Genomic DNA, 14,395 nt, shown 5'->3' on the forward strand with positions numbered 1-14,395 from the left:
CGGGACGCCTGACGCGCCCTTCGCCGCAGCCGGTTCAAATCGTCATCGAAGCATCCTATGTGGGCGACGACATTACGGAGCCGCGTCTTGCTGATTGTTCTTTCCCCGGCCAAGCGCCTCGATTTCACCGAAGCCGATGGGGCTATTCCCGGCAGCGACCGCCGGTTCGTCGAAGATACAGCCAGCCTGTCCAAGACCGCCAAGCGCCAGACCAAGGCGGACCTGCGTCGGCTGATGGGGATTTCCGACGATCTGGCGACCCTGAACGCCGCGCGCTTCAAGGCTTTCGATCCTGAATCGACCGAGGGTGTTCAGGCGGCCTTCGCCTTTGCCGGCGATGTGTATGAGGGCTTGCGAGCGCGCGAACTGGACGCCGACGCCTTGGCGTTCGCCCAGGATCATTTGCGCATTCTGTCCGGCTTTTATGGCCTGCTGCGTCCGTTGGACCGGATTCAACCCTATCGGCTGGAGATGGGCACGCGGCTGAAGACGCGTCGCGGAGCCAGCCTGTACGACTTCTGGGGCGACCGGATTTCTAAACAACTGAACGAAGACGCCGAAGGCCAGCCGGATCCGACGCTGGTAAACCTGGCCAGCCAGGAATATTTCGGGGCCGTCGATGCAAAGGCTCTGAAACTGCCTGTCGTCACGCCCCAGTTCCGGGAAGAGAAGAATGGCGAGAGCCGTATCATCTCCTTCTTCGCCAAGAAGGCGCGCGGGGCGATGGCGCGGTTCGCGATCGACGAACGAGTGGAACGGGTCGCCGACCTGAAGGCTTTCGACCGCGACGGTTATGCGTTCGACAAGGCCGCCTCGACCGACGCCGAGTGGATATTCATCAGATCGGGAAATTCTTGATCCCGACATCGACCTCCCGCTAATCTCGCCAAAACAAACGAAGGGGCGGATTCATGTCGCAAGAGCCTACGGACTCCACGGGCGCCGACAGTCGGGCGGCACGCGGTATCGGCGATCTGAAAGGGCAGGTCGCAGTCATCACGGGCTCGACCTCTGGCATCGGGCTGGCTCTCGCGCGCGCCGTGGCGGCAGGCGGCGGTGAAGTCGTTCTGAACGGCCTGGGCGACCCCGCGGATATCGAGCGCACCCGCGCCGATCTGGAGGCCTCATCCGGCGTTCGCGTCCTCTATCATCCGGCGGACATGACGCGTGGCGAAGAGATCGCCGACATGATCGCCTTCGCTGAACGCGAACTGGGCCGCCTGGACATCCTGGTCAACAACGCCGGCATCCAGCACGTTGAATCCGTCGAGAACTTCCCCACCGATCAGTGGGAAAAGATCATCGCCATCAACCTGTCGTCGGCCTTTTACGCCACGCGCGCGGCGATCCCGATCATGAAGGCGCAGGGGCGCGGCCGGATCGTCAACATGGCCTCTGCGCACGGTCTGGTGGCCAGTCCGTTCAAGTCCGCCTATGTCGCGGCAAAGCACGGCGTAATCGGCTTCACCAAAACCGCAGCGCTGGAACTGGCGCGCGACAACATCACCTGCAACGCCATCTGCCCCGGCTTCGTCGAGACGCCGATCGTGACCAAACAGATCGCGGATCAGGCGCGCACGCGAAACATGAGCGAGGAGCAGGTGCTGACGGATGTGATCCTGGCGGCCCAGCCGACAAAGCGGTTCGTCACGACGGAGGAGCTCACCGGCATCTTCCTCTATCTGGTCAGCGACCTCGGCGCCTCGGCCAACGGCGCCAGCTTCTCCATCGACGGCGGCTGGACCGCGCAATAGCAAAGGAAAGCGGCGGTCATGGCGATTTTCAAGCGCAAGACCGCCGAGGCGGCGGACATCGTTCCCGCCGCTCCCGCCCGACGGCCCATCTGCCTTGCGCTTCAGGGCGGCGGCGCACACGGCGCGTTCCAGTGGGGCGTGCTGGATCGTCTGTTGGAAGATGATCGTCTGGATATTCGCGCGGTGTCCGGCGTCTCAGCGGGAGCCATGAACGGAACAGCGTTGGTGTCGGGCCTCGCGTCAGGGGATGGCCGCGCGGCCTTGGACAAGCTCTGGCGAGAGGTGAACCAGTCCGGCGGTCGCAATGTCTTCGGCGACAGCGCGATCTGGAATGCGGCGCGGACGCCCGACTGGATCACGGATAGCCCATTCTGGCGCGCGGGCGAGACGCTGGCGATGTCGATGAGTCCGTATGAATTCAATCCGCTGAACCATAACCCTCTGAAACGGGTTTTGCAGGCCTCGGTCGATTTCGGCGCCGTCCAGGCCTCGGACATCCGGCTTTTCGTCGCCGCCACCGCGGTGCGCCAGGCGAAAGCGCGCATCTTCCAGACGAATGAGATCAACGCCGATGTCCTGATGGCGTCGGCCTGCCTGCCCCATCTGTTTCAAGCCGTAGAGATCGACGGGGAGCCCTATTGGGACGGCGGCTATCTGACCAATCCGCCGCTGTGGCCGTTGACCGGAGACGACACGCCGGACGACGTGCTGCTGATTACACTCAATCCGATGGTGCGCGACGAGACGCCTAAAAGCGCAGGCGACATCGTCGATCGGCTGAACGAGATCGTCTTCAACGCGCCGCTCGTCGCCGAACTGCGCGCCATCGCCCTGGCGGGTGAACTGATCGAACATGGGCAGCTGAAAGGCGGCGGCGCCGGACCTTATCGGCACGTCCGATTGCACGCGATCGAGGCGGACGGCTGGCTCTCGGACCTGTCGCTGCGATCCAAGTTCAACACCGAATGGGGTTTCCTCAACGACCTGAAGGCGCGGGGACGTGCGGCCGCCGACGATTGGTTGAATGTGTGCCTGGGCAGCGTCGGACGCCAGTCCAGCGTCGATCTTCAGGCCCGCTTCGGCTAGCCGACGAAGCCTGCGGCGCGGCGCAGACGGTCGTTGATGGCTTCACCCAGTCCCGCAGTCGGGATCGGCGACACGGCGATACCCGTCGGCCGTGTGCGGTCGGCCTCGCGCAGCAGTCGGAAGAGATTGGCGGCGGCTTCGCGCAGGTCGCCCGACGGGCTGAGGCTCCAGCGCGGCTCACCGGCGTCAGGGCCAAAGCCGAGCAGGATCTCGCCGTCACGCGCAGCGCCGGCCTCGATGCGAACCGGAGCATCCGGTGCATAGTGCAGGGTCAGTCGCCCGGGCGAACGATGCCCCTCTACGCCCTCTTCAATGGGACCGACGACCGCCTCGATCTCGGATCGGGTGATGGCGCCTGGACGCAGCAGGGCGACCCGTCCCCCCAGCACCGACACGACCGTGCTTTCCAGACCGACCTGGCAAGGCCCACCATCGACAGACGCTGAGACCGCAAAGCCCGTCTCCTCGACAGCGTCCGTGAAGGTCGTCGGGCTCGGTCGACCGGAACGATTGGCCGAGGGGGCCACGACCGGGCCGCCGAACGCCGCCAACACTTCCCTCGCCACCGGATGCGCCGGAACACGGATCGCGACGCTGTCCAGTCCGGCGCGCGCCAAGTCGCAGACCCTGCGCGTGTCCAGGATTGGCGTGATCAGGGTGAAGGGCCCGGGCCAGAAGGCGTCCGCCAAGGCAAGTCCGAGCGGGCCGAACTCGCCAATCTTGGCCGCCGCATCGACATCCACGACATGCGAAATCAGCGGATTGAACTTCGGCCGCCCTTTCGCGGCGAAGATGGCGGCGACCGCCTCGGCATTGCTCGCGTCGGCGCCCAGTCCATAAACGGTCTCGGTCGGCAGCAGGATCAGATCGCCGTTCGCCAGCGCCTGAGCGGCTTGCAGCGGCGTTTGGCTCACGGTCTGCGCGGGATGATCGGGATCATCCGGTGCAGCACATTGTCGCGATCGATGAACTGGTGCTTTAGCGCTGCGATCACATGCAGCGCGATCAAGACATAGAGACCCTTCACCGCCAGTTCGTGCAGCCCCATCAGGCTGCGCGCCGTTTCGCGCCCGCCGCCGACGGGCAGCAGGGGCCAAGAGAAGAGGCCGAACCACTCGATCGCCCGCCCGCCGGCCGATGATGCGAGCCAACCGGTCATCGGAATGACGATCAGGGCCAGATAGAACAGGACGTGCGTCGCGCGCGCCGCCACCTTCTGCCAGCGCGGCAAAGCCGACGGCAAAGGAATCGCCGGATGCGCCAGGCGCCATCCGATCCGCGCAAGGGTCAGCACCAGGATCGTCAGACCCAGCGACTTGTGCAGCATGACGAACTGGCCCGAAATCGGGCCTTCCGTATTCTCGTGCGCGGTGATCAGCAGCACCTGCGCCAGAACGGCGGCGGCGATACCCCAGTGCATCAGCAGGGAAACGACCGAATATCGATTGCGGGGCTCGCCCATGTCTTCCCTTCCGCGACGGCACGGCGTCACCATGCATTCAGCCACTTTGCACTGAGACGGGGCGCGTCGCCAAGACGCTTGCAGCGACAGGCCCCGACGCGGCACTTAGGCCGCAAAGACGATTGAGGAAACCCATGACCTATCGCGCGCCCGTTCGAGACCTGGCCTTCACTCTGGAATCCGTCGCCGGCATGGCCGACGTGGCCGCAACCGGCGCCTTTCCCGACTATGACGCCGACGTCGCCGGGGCGGTTCTGGAGGCGGCGGGACAGTTTTCCGAAGAGGTGCTGGCGCCGCTGAACCGGATCGGTGATCAGAAGGGATCGACCTACGCCAACGGCGCCGTCACCGCCGCGCCTGGATTCGCCGACGCCTATCGCCAGTTCGCAGCCGGCGGCTGGACCGGGCTGTCGGCTTCGACCGAAGCGGGCGGACAGGCCCTGCCCAAGGCGCTGGAACTGGCGGCCTATGAGACCGTCCATGCCGCCAACATGGCGTTCGGCCTGTGCCCCATGCTGTCGCTGGCCTCGATCGAGGCGCTGGAGCAGGTCGGAACTGAAGAGCAGAAGGCCAAATATCTGACCAAGCTGGTCAGCGGCGAATGGACCGGCGCCATGGTGCTGACCGAGCCGGGCGCCGGATCGGACCTGGGTTCGCTGATCACCACGGCGACGCCGAACGGCGACGGAACCTATGCGCTGAACGGGCAGAAGATCTACATCACCTGGGGCGACCACGACGCGACCGACAATATCGTCCATCTCGTGCTGGCCCGCCTGCCGGACGCGCCCAAGGGCCCCAAGGGCATCAGCCTGTTCCTGGCGTCGAAGTTTGCGGTGAAGGAAGACGGCACGCTCGGCGACCGCAACGCCTTCCGCCCGGTCGGCGTCGAGCACAAGCTGGGCATCCACGCCTCGCCGACCTGCGTCATGAGCTATGAGGGGGCGACCGCCGAACTTGTCGGTCAGCCGAACCAGGGCCTGGCCCATATGTTCGTGATGATGAACGCGGCGCGCCTGGCCGTCGGCGTCGAAGGCGTCGGCATCGCCGAACGCGCCTATCAGCACGCCCTCGCCTATGCCTTGGATCGTCGTCAGGGGCGCTCGGTCTGGACCGGCGAGGCCAACGCCCCGATCTTTGACCATCCCGACGTGCGCCGCATGCTCAGCGTCATGAAGGCCAAGATTTCCGCGGCGCGCGCCGTGTGTCTGTCGACCGGCGTCGCCGCCGATCTGGCCCGCCACGCCGGGACCGACGAGGAACGCCGCCATTGGAAGGGGCGCGAAGACCTGTTCACCCCGATCGCCAAGGCCTGGTCCACCGATATCGGCTGCGAGGTCGCCTCGATGGGCGTCCAGATCCACGGCGGCATGGGCTTCATCGAGGAGACCGGCGCGGCGCAATACTATCGCGACGCCCGCATCGCCCCGATCTACGAAGGCACTAACGGTATTCAGGCCATTGATCTGGTGGGTCGCAAACTGTCGATGGACGGCGGCGATTCGGCCAAGGCGCTGATCGCGGACATGAAGGCGACGCTGGTCGATCTCGGCAAGCTCTACAGCGGCAAGCCGGTCGAACGGTTCGCCACCGCCATCGAGGCGGTCGAGGACGCGACCCTGTGGCTGCTGGATCAGAAGGCCGATCCGAACGCCGCGGCGGATGTGCTGGCGGCGGCCGACGCCTATCTGAAACTGCTGGGCGATGTGGCCGGCGGCTGGATGCTGGCCAAAGGCGCGCTGGCGGCCAAGGCGAAGCTGGACGCCAACGACGGCGATCCGGTTTGGCTGCAGGGCAAGCTGGACCTCTACGAAGTCTATGCCGCCAATGTGCTGGGCCACGTCTCCAGCCGTCTGGCGGCCGTGGGTCAGGGCGGCGACCTGCTGCGGCGCATGACGGTGGACGCGCTGGCCGGATGATCGGCGAAGCGTTTCTTCGTTTGACGTAGATGGGGCCGGACCTTCAAGGTCCGCCCTTAAAACAAGCAGGGAGCGTCCGATGAATCGTCGGCAACTGATCATGTCCACGGCGGCGACCGCCCTCGCCGTCTCGGCCTCCCCCGCGCTCGCCCGTCAGTCCACCGGATCCCCCATGCCTCAGCCGCCCGTCGCCAAGAAAATCCCTGTCGTCATCGAACAACTGGGCCGCACCCGGACCGACGACTATCAGTGGATGAAGGACGACAATTGGCAGGCGGTCCTGCGCGATCCGACCCTGATCAAGGCCGAGGTCAAGGAGCACCTGACCGCCGAGAACGCCTACCGCGAGGCCATGATGGCCTCCACCCTGCCCTTGCAGGAGACGATGTTCGCCGAGATGCGCGGCCGCATCAAGGAAGACGACAGCTCGGTTCCCGCGCCGGACGGCGGCTGGAACTACTACGTCGAATACCAGACCGGAGATCAGCACCCCCGCTACATGCGCGTCGAGCGTCAGGGCACGTGGATGGTCGATGGTCAGCCGGTGACGAAAAATTTTGTCATGGCCCCGACGCCCCAGTTGTTGCTGGACGCCAACGAGCTGGCCAAGGGCAAGGCCTATTCGGAAGTGTCGGCCGCAAGCCACAGCCCGGATCACACCCTGTTCGCCTATGCCGAGGACGCCCAGGGTTCCGAGGTCCACAAGATCTACGTCAAGGATCTGGCGACCGGCGAGGTGCTGCCTGAGGTGATCGACAGCGCCACCGGCGATTTCGTCTTCTCGCCGGACAGCCAGTGGATTTTCTGGACCAACCGCGACGACAACGGCCGTCCGGACAAGATCTTCCGTCGCCCGGCGCGCGGTGGCGCGACCACCCTGGTCTATGAGGAAGCCGACGACGGCATGTTCATCGGCGTGGGCCGCACCGCCGACGACCAGTTTATCGTGATCGGCATCCAGAACCAGGAAACGTCGGAGGCGCGCTACATTCCCGCCGCCACGCCGACGGCCGAACCCGTCGTGTTGGAGCCGCGCGTGGTCGAGACGCGCTACGACGTCGATCACTGGGGCGACCGCTGGGTGATCCGCACCAATGCGGACGACGCCATCGATTTCAAGATCGTCCAGGCCCCGACCGCGACGCCGGCCAAGGCGAACTGGACCGATCTGGTCCCGCACACGCCGGGCCGCTTCATCGAAGGCCTGGACCTGACCCACGCCCATCTGGCGCGTCAGGAGCGTGCAGACGCCAACACCCGCATCATCATCCGCGACCGCGAAGGCGCCGAGCATGAGATCGCGGTGGACGAACCGGCCTTCGCCCTGTCGCTGGCCGGCGCCTCCGAATACGAGACGACGACCACCCGCTATACCTACAACTCGCCGTCCACGCCGACGCAGACGTTCGACTACGACATGGCGTCTCGAGAGCGGACCCTGCGCAAGACGCAGCAGATTCCGTCCGGTCACAACATTGAAGACTATGTGGTCGAGAGGCTGAACGCGCCTGCTTCGGACGGCCAGTTGGTGCCGGTGACGGTGCTGCGTCGCAAATCGACGCCCGTCGACGGTTCGGCGCCCCTGCTGCTCTACGGATACGGCTCCTACGGCATCCCCATGCCGGCCAGTTTCTCGACCAACCGACTGTCGCTGGTGGACCGCGGCTGGATCTACGCCATCGCCCATATTCGTGGCGGGTCCGACAAGGGTTGGGGCTGGTTCCTCGACGCCCGGAAGATGACGAAGAAGAACACCTTCACCGACTTCATCGCTTCCGCCGAACACCTGATCGACAAGAAGTACGCCACGGTCGGAAACATTGTCGCTCAGGGCGGATCTGCCGGTGGGCTCTTGATGGGTGCGGTCAACAACATGCGGCCCGACCTGTGGGCCGGCGTCATCGGCCAGGTGCCGTTCGTCGATGTGATCAACACCATGAGCGACACCTCCCTGCCGCTCACGCCGCCTGAATGGCCCGAGTGGGGCAATCCGATCGAAGACCCGGCCGCCTACGACTGTATGCTCAGCTACAGCCCCTATGATCAGGTCGAACCCAAGGCCTATCCGGCGGTGCTGGCCACCGGCGGCCTGTCCGATCCGCGCGTCACCTATTGGGAGCCGGAAAAGTGGGTCGCCAAGCTGCGGCCCGCCACCACCTCGGGCAAGCCGGTTCTGCTGAAGATCAATATGGAAGCGGGGCACGGCGGCGCGGCAGGCCGGTTCGACTATCTAAAGGAAGTCGCCCACGACTACGCCTTCGCCGTCTGGGCCATCGACAAGGGCTGGGAGACGACGTGAGCGCACTGACGGTTCGCGACGCCCGTCCCGACGACATCGCCGCGATCACGGCCATCTATGCCGAAAGCGTCGCTAATGGGCGCGGGACCTTCGAGCTGGAGGCGCCAGACGAGGTCGAAATGGCCGCACGGCTCGCCGCCGTCGAAGCCCTCGGCCTGCCGCGACTTGTGGTCGAGATCGACGGCGTAGTCGCCGGCTACGCCTATGCCGGACCGTTCCGTACCCGTCAGGCCTATCGCTACATGGTCGAAGACTCGATTTATGTCGCACCCTGGGCCAGGGGGCGGGGCGTCGCCGGCGGTCTGCTCGATGCGCTGATCGCGCGCTGCGAGGCCCTGGGGCTTCGTCAGATGGTCGCGGTCATAGGCGATTCCGAGAACACAGGTTCCATCGCCCTGCATCGCACGCGCGGCTTCACCGACGCCGGCGTGTTCAAGGCGGCAGGATGGAAGCATGACGACTGGCGCGATGTCGTCTTCATGCAGCGGGCGCTGGGCGAAGGCGGTTCGGCGGCCCCCGACGCTCTTGGTCTGCCGCTGGTGGACAAGAAGCCGTCCCGTTGACGCATTGCGGCGCATAGCCGCGACGCCTATCCTTAACCGGTGAAAATCCTTCAGTCCCTGTTGATGCTGATCGGCGCCCTGGCGGTGCTGGCGCTCGGCACGGTTGGCGCGTCAGCGTCGCCTGCCGCCGCTGCGCCATGCCATGAAACAGGCCAGCCCATGCCGGATGAGGCGCCCAGCCACGCCCCCAAGGCCATGAAGGCGATGATATGCTGCGTCGCCTGTGTGGCGACGCCGACACTGGATCCCGCGCCCCTGTCCGGCTTGAAGGTCTCGCCCGCGCGTCTCGCCGCCGTGCTGATCGACATGCCTGCCGGTCGGCTTCTGTCGCCTGAACCCGGCCCGCCCCGCCTCCTGATCGTCTGACACCGCTCGCGTCCCTTTAGGGCGCAATCCGTCACGATCATCATAGGAGGCCTTGAATGGCTATCCGCATTCTCGTCGGCGCCTGCGCCGGCATCTCCCTGCTCGCCCTGGCTCAGGCTGCGGCGGCGCAGGATCACTCCCAACACGCACCACCGACCAAGACCACACCGGCTGCGAACGCGCACGCTGGTCACGACATGCCGATGCCGGCAGATGACGCAATGCCGACGTCTGACATGGCAGGACACGCCGGCATGGCTCACGTCATGACCAGCCCCTATGGCCCCTGGCCCATAAGCCGCGACGCCTCGGGCACTGGCTGGCAACCCGACGCTGGCGAACATGGCGGCATTCATACCGTCCGGGGCGACTGGATGGTGATGACCCATGCCATGCTCAACCTGGTCTATGACACCCAGTCGGGTCCACGTGGCGGCGACGAGACCTTCGTCGCCGGCATGCTGATGACATCGGCGCGGCGCGACTTCGACGATGGTTCGACGCTGAACCTGCGCGCCATGCTCAGTCCCGATCCTCTGATGGGCAAGTCCGGCTATCCTCTGCTTCTGGCGGCAGGCGAGACGGCGGACGGGGTCAATCCTCTGGTCGATCGCCAGCATCCGCACGACCTCTTCATGGAACTGTCGGCCAGCTATTCGAAACGTCTGTCCGAAAAGGACAGCGTCTATGGCTATATCGGCCTGCCGGGCGAGCCCGCCTTCGGCCCGCCCGCCTTCATGCACCGCATGAGCGCGATGGACAGTCCCGAGGCGCCGATCACCCACCACTGGCTGGATTCGACCCACATCGTCTTCGGCGTGACCACCTTGGGCTGGGCGCACGACCGCTTCAAGATCGAGACCTCGGCCTTCAAGGGACGCGAGCCGGACGAGGAACGCTGGGGCATCGATTCGCCACGGCTGGACAGTTGGTCCGTTCGCGCAGTCTGGAATCCAAGCGACGAATGGTCGCTGCAAGCCTCCTACGCCGATGTTTCCGCGCCGGAACAGCTGGAACCCGACGAGGACGAGACGAAATGGTCGGCCAGCGCCATCCATACGCGGCGACTAGGCGAAGACGGCTGGTTGTCCTCGACCCTGGCTTGGGGCCGCAAGACCAATGACCACGGCGAGTCGAAAGACGGCTGGCTGCTGGAATCGGCGGTCCATCCGAACGACCGCTGGACCGTCTTCGCCCGAGCCGAGCGGATCGAGACGGATGAACTGGTTCCCGGCGTCGGCGGCGGCCATGGCCCGCTCTATACGGTGGGCAAGGCTTCGGTCGGCGTGGTCCGCGACTGGCGGATCGCCGAACACGTCCGGTTCGGCCTCGGCGGTCTCTACGCCATGAATCGCGTGCCGACGGCGTTGGAGCCGCTGTACGGAGGCGATCCCGACGGGGCGATGCTCTTCGTGCGGCTGAAGATCGACTGATCTAGCTCAAGGCCTGTCCGGCTTCGGCCGGGCGGGCCGGCGGCTGGTCCAGAACGCGCAGCGCTTCATAGCCGACCAGGACCACGCCGAGCACGAGCATCAGCGCTCCGGCGATCAGCACCAGGCGCACGTGCCGGTGCAGGTGATAAAGCAACTCGCCGATCATCGACGGTCCCGCCGCATTCGGATCGTGCCAATTCGATCCGTTCCGGACAGTCTACTGCAAAACGCGGACCCGATGGAGTCTGTGAGAACCGCGTTCCGTCAGACTAGGCGGCTTTGCACCACGGCCGCGCCGATGAAGCTAGCGAACAGCGGGTGCGGCGCAAACGGACGGCTCTTGAGCTCGGGGTGATACTGAACGCCGATGAACCAGGGGTGGTCCGGGCGTTCGACGGTTTCGGGCAGGACGCCGTCAGGCGAGAGACCGGCGAAGACCAGCCCGCCCTTCTGCTCGATCGCCTCGCGATAGTTGATGTTGACCTCGTAGCGGTGGCGGTGACGCTCGCTGATCGCGGTTGAGCCGTAGATCTCGGCGATCTTGGACCCGGCTGTCAGGGTCGAGTCATAGGCGCCGAGCCGCATGGTGCCGCCCAAATCGCCGCCCTGCTGACGCAGGACGCGTTGGTTGCCTTGGGTCCATTCGGTCATCAGGCCGACGACTGGCTCGGCGGTCGGGCCGAACTCGGTCGACGAGGCCTTGGGATAGCCGGCCAGGTTCCGCGCCGCCTCGATCACCGCCATCTGCATGCCGAAGCAGATGCCGAAATAGGGAATGTTGCGCTCACGGGCGAAGCGGGCCGCCTCGATCTTGCCTTCCGAGCCGCGCTCGCCGAAGCCGCCCGGCACCAGAACGGCGTGCGCGCCCTGCAGCCGCTCCTCGCAGGCCTCGGGATCGCCTTCGAAGGTGTCTGCCTCGACCCAGTCGATGTTGACCTTGACGTTGTTGGCCACGCCGCCGTGATGCAGGGCCTCGATCAGGGACTTATAGGCGTCCTTGAGGACGGTGTATTTGCCGACCACGGCGATGGTGACCTCGCCATCGGGCTGCAGGCGGCGACGCGCGATCTCTTGCCAGCCGGTCAGATCCGGCTCGGGCGCGTCGTTTATGCCGAAGTGCGCCAGGACCTCGCGGTCCAGACCCTCGCGGTGATAGTCCAGCGGCACGGCATAGATGTCGGCGGAGTCCATTGCTTGAATGACGCCGCTTTCGCGCACATTGCAGAACTGGCCGATCTTGCGCTTTTCCTCAGCCGGGATCGACTGCTCGCAGCGGCACAGCAGGATGTCCGGCTGAATGCCGATGGAGCGCAGTTCCTTGACCGAGTGCTGGGTCGGCTTGGTCTTCATCTCGCCGGCCGTCTTGATGAACGGCAGCAGCGTCAGATGGACGAAACAGCTCTGGCCGCGCGGCAGGTCCTGCCCCAGCTGGCGGATCGCCTCGAAGAAGGGCAGGCCCTCAATGTCGCCGACCGTGCCGCCGATCTCGACCAGAACGAAGTCGACGTCTTCGCCCGCATCCGTCAGGGCAGGCGTCAGGCAGAAGGATTTGATCTGGTCGGTCACGTGCGGAATGACCTGGACGGTGGCGCCCAGATAGTCGCCGCGACGCTCTTTCTCCAGAATTGTCGAATAGATGCGGCCGGTCGTGATGTTGTCGGACTTGGCCGCCGATACGCCGGTGAACCGCTCGTAGTGGCCCAGGTCCAGGTCGGTTTCGGCGCCGTCGTCGGTCACGAAGACCTCGCCGTGCTGATACGGGCTCATCGTGCCCGGATCGACATTCAGATAGGGGTCGAGCTTGCGCAGGCGGACCTTGTAGCCGCGCGCCTGCAAAAGAGCGCCGAGAGCGGCGGAGGCGAGGCCTTTTCCTAGCGAGGAAACCACGCCGCCGGTGATGAACACATAGCGAGCCATGGGGGGACACCTTACTCCATGATTCGCGGCTCGGTCATGCCGCCGTCGAATCGAACTGTTGATCAAAAGAAGAAAGCGCGCCCTGCGGCGCGCTTTCTGAAACTCGGGTTTCTATTGGAGCCTTACTGGGCGGGCTGCTGGGCCGGCGCCGGAGCGGTGGAGGCCGACGGCAGGCTGGCTTCCAGATCATCCAGCGAAGGCGTCGCTGGTTTGGCGGGCGTAGCGGGCTGTTGCTGGGCGGGCTGTTGCGTTTGGGTCTGCGGCGTCGTGGCCAACGAACCCACAGCGTCGGCGTCGATGCCGGACACCGAGGCGCGATCCATATTGCCGACGACGGTCAGAATGATCGTCAGGGCGAACAGCGCGGCCGCAAGCCACCAGGTGGTGACGGTCAGAAGATTGCCTGCCCCGCGTGCGGTCATGAAGCCCGACGGACCGCCGCCCATGCCCAGGGCGCCGCCCTCGGACTTCTGAAGCAGGACGATGCCCGTCAGCGCGATGGCGACGATGATGATGGCGACGAGCAGGATGGTCTGGAGCATGGCGTCATTCATGTGGGCGCGGATCTGCGCCGATCAAGCGGCGGCCTCTATCATCGAAGCGCGCCAGGGGCAAACGTCACGCGGCGGCGTTGACGATCGGCATGAAGTCCTCGGCCTTCAAGGACGCGCCGCCGACCAGGGCGCCGCCGACTTCCGGCGTAGCCAGAATGTCGCGCGCATTCTCCGGTTTGACCGAACCGCCATACAAAATGGGCGCGGTGCGAGCGCCCTCTCCCAGCTTTTCGACGATGGCGGCGCGCACGGCGGCATGCACCTCGGCGATCTGATCCAACGTCGGGGTCAGGCCCGTCCCGATGGCCCAGACGGGTTCATAAGCCACCGCGAAGTCGCGCTCGGCCAAGCTGGACGGCAGCGAGCCCGCGACCTGGCCCGACACCACGCCGATGGCGTCGCCCGCTTCCCGCTGCTGCAAGGTTTCACCGACGCACACGATGGGCTCCAGTCCGGCAGCGATGGCGGCCTCGACCTTGGCGGCGACGTCCGCATCAGTCTCGCCGAAAGCCGAGCGGCGTTCGGAATGCCCCAGAATCACCACGGTCGCGCCGGCGTCGAGCAGCATTTCGGCCGACACCGAGCCGGTGAAGGCGCCGGCGGGCTTCTCATGGCAGTCCTGACCGCCCACCGCCACGTCGCTGCCCGCCAGGGCGGACCTCATACGCTCGATCAGCGTCGCCGGCGGGCACAGCACCACACGGCATCCCTGCCCCGTCGTTCCGACGGCGTCCCTGATCGCCTCAGCCTGCGCCAAGGCGGCCGAGACGCCGTTCATCTTCCAATTGCCGACGATCATCTTCACGGATTGTTTCATGGCCGCCTGTCTAGAAGGCGAAAACCGCCAAGCCAAGAGGCACCGCCGCAATCCGGACACGAAGCCATCCTTGCAGCGGCGGCCCCGCCCCGACTATACGCGACGATTGACGCCAATATCGGCCAGTCCCGGGTTTTCGAATGCTCACCGCCTTCCGCGCCTTCTCTCGATCCAAATGGGCGGCCGCCCTGCTTGTCCTGATCGCGATCAGCTTCGTGATCGTCG

General features: G+C 65.6%; 14 protein-coding genes. 8 read left to right on the forward strand and 6 right to left on the reverse strand.

Going from position 1 to position 14,395, the window contains the following annotated elements; all coding sequences use genetic code 11:
* Positions 1-87 precede the first annotated feature (87 nt).
* From yaaA to RT123_RS13620, 3 genes are read left to right on the forward strand one after another with little or no spacing between them, the layout of a single operon-like run.
* A complete protein-coding gene (gene yaaA, locus RT123_RS13610; protein ID WP_313009664.1) occupies positions 88-858 on the forward strand; it encodes a peroxide stress protein YaaA in 771 nt (256 codons plus the stop codon).
* A 53-nt stretch (positions 859-911) separates the two neighbouring features.
* Positions 912-1,754 (forward strand): 3-hydroxybutyrate dehydrogenase, encoded by an 843-nt coding sequence (locus tag RT123_RS13615; protein ID WP_313009665.1) that lies wholly within the window; start codon positions 912-914, stop codon positions 1,752-1,754.
* An 18-nt stretch (positions 1,755-1,772) separates the two neighbouring features.
* Complete coding sequence (locus RT123_RS13620) at positions 1,773-2,840, forward strand: patatin-like phospholipase family protein (protein WP_313009666.1); 1,068 nt, start codon at positions 1,773-1,775, stop codon at positions 2,838-2,840.
* Here the strand turns inward: RT123_RS13620 and RT123_RS13625 are convergent.
* Both RT123_RS13625 and RT123_RS13630 read right to left on the reverse strand, forming a co-directional pair.
* Positions 2,837-3,754, reverse strand: a complete 918-nt coding sequence (locus RT123_RS13625) for an L-threonylcarbamoyladenylate synthase (protein ID WP_313009667.1) — start codon at positions 3,752-3,754, stop codon at positions 2,837-2,839. The two genes, RT123_RS13620 and RT123_RS13625, sit on opposite strands and share 4 nt — an antisense overlap.
* Positions 3,751-4,302, reverse strand: a complete 552-nt coding sequence (locus RT123_RS13630; protein ID WP_137721589.1) for a cytochrome b — start codon at positions 4,300-4,302, stop codon at positions 3,751-3,753. Before RT123_RS13630 ends, RT123_RS13625 begins: the two co-directional genes overlap by 4 nt.
* A gap of 134 nt (positions 4,303-4,436) precedes the next feature.
* Here RT123_RS13630 and RT123_RS13635 point away from each other — a divergent pair, with 134 nt between their 5' ends.
* The 5 genes from RT123_RS13635 (at position 4,437) to RT123_RS13655 (ending at position 10,882) form a co-directional block, all read left to right on the forward strand.
* Positions 4,437-6,221 carry an acyl-CoA dehydrogenase gene (locus RT123_RS13635; protein WP_313009669.1) on the forward strand — a complete coding sequence of 595 codons (1,785 nt, stop codon included), beginning with the start codon at positions 4,437-4,439 and terminating at the stop codon, positions 6,219-6,221.
* A gap of 79 nt (positions 6,222-6,300) precedes the next feature.
* Entirely contained in the window at positions 6,301-8,520 is a 2,220-nt protein-coding gene (locus RT123_RS13640) for a S9 family peptidase (protein WP_313009670.1), read from the forward strand.
* Positions 8,517-9,083 carry an N-acetyltransferase family protein gene (locus RT123_RS13645; RefSeq protein ID WP_313009671.1) on the forward strand — a complete coding sequence of 189 codons (567 nt, stop codon included), beginning with the start codon at positions 8,517-8,519 and terminating at the stop codon, positions 9,081-9,083. The genes RT123_RS13640 and RT123_RS13645 overlap by 4 nt, the downstream gene beginning before the upstream one ends.
* A gap of 39 nt (positions 9,084-9,122) precedes the next feature.
* Complete coding sequence (locus RT123_RS13650) at positions 9,123-9,449, forward strand: hypothetical protein (protein ID WP_313009673.1); 327 nt, start codon at positions 9,123-9,125, stop codon at positions 9,447-9,449.
* A gap of 56 nt (positions 9,450-9,505) precedes the next feature.
* Positions 9,506-10,882: a hypothetical protein gene (locus tag RT123_RS13655; protein WP_313009674.1), complete on the forward strand. Its 1,377-nt coding sequence runs from the start codon at positions 9,506-9,508 to the stop codon at positions 10,880-10,882.
* Between the two features lies 1 nt (position 10,883).
* On the opposite strand, the gene RT123_RS13660 is transcribed toward RT123_RS13655, so the two are convergent.
* The 4 genes from RT123_RS13660 to tpiA form a co-directional block, all read right to left on the reverse strand.
* On the reverse strand, positions 10,884-11,048 hold the full coding sequence (locus RT123_RS13660) for a hypothetical protein (RefSeq protein ID WP_313009676.1): 165 nt from the start codon (positions 11,046-11,048) through the stop codon (positions 10,884-10,886).
* 98 nt (positions 11,049-11,146) lie between these two features.
* A complete protein-coding gene (locus RT123_RS13665; RefSeq protein ID WP_313009678.1) occupies positions 11,147-12,799 on the reverse strand; it encodes a CTP synthase in 1,653 nt (550 codons plus the stop codon).
* Between the two features lie 122 nt (positions 12,800-12,921).
* Positions 12,922-13,353, reverse strand: a complete 432-nt coding sequence (gene secG / locus RT123_RS13670) for a preprotein translocase subunit SecG (RefSeq protein WP_112862061.1) — start codon at positions 13,351-13,353, stop codon at positions 12,922-12,924.
* Positions 13,354-13,417: 64 nt separating this feature from the next.
* Positions 13,418-14,170 (reverse strand): triose-phosphate isomerase, encoded by a 753-nt coding sequence (tpiA, locus tag RT123_RS13675; protein ID WP_313009681.1) that lies wholly within the window; start codon positions 14,168-14,170, stop codon positions 13,418-13,420.
* Positions 14,171-14,395 lie beyond the last annotated feature (225 nt).

This window comes from Brevundimonas vesicularis, assembly GCF_032067225.1.
Lineage (GTDB): Bacteria > Pseudomonadota > Alphaproteobacteria > Caulobacterales > Caulobacteraceae > Brevundimonas > Brevundimonas vesicularis_F.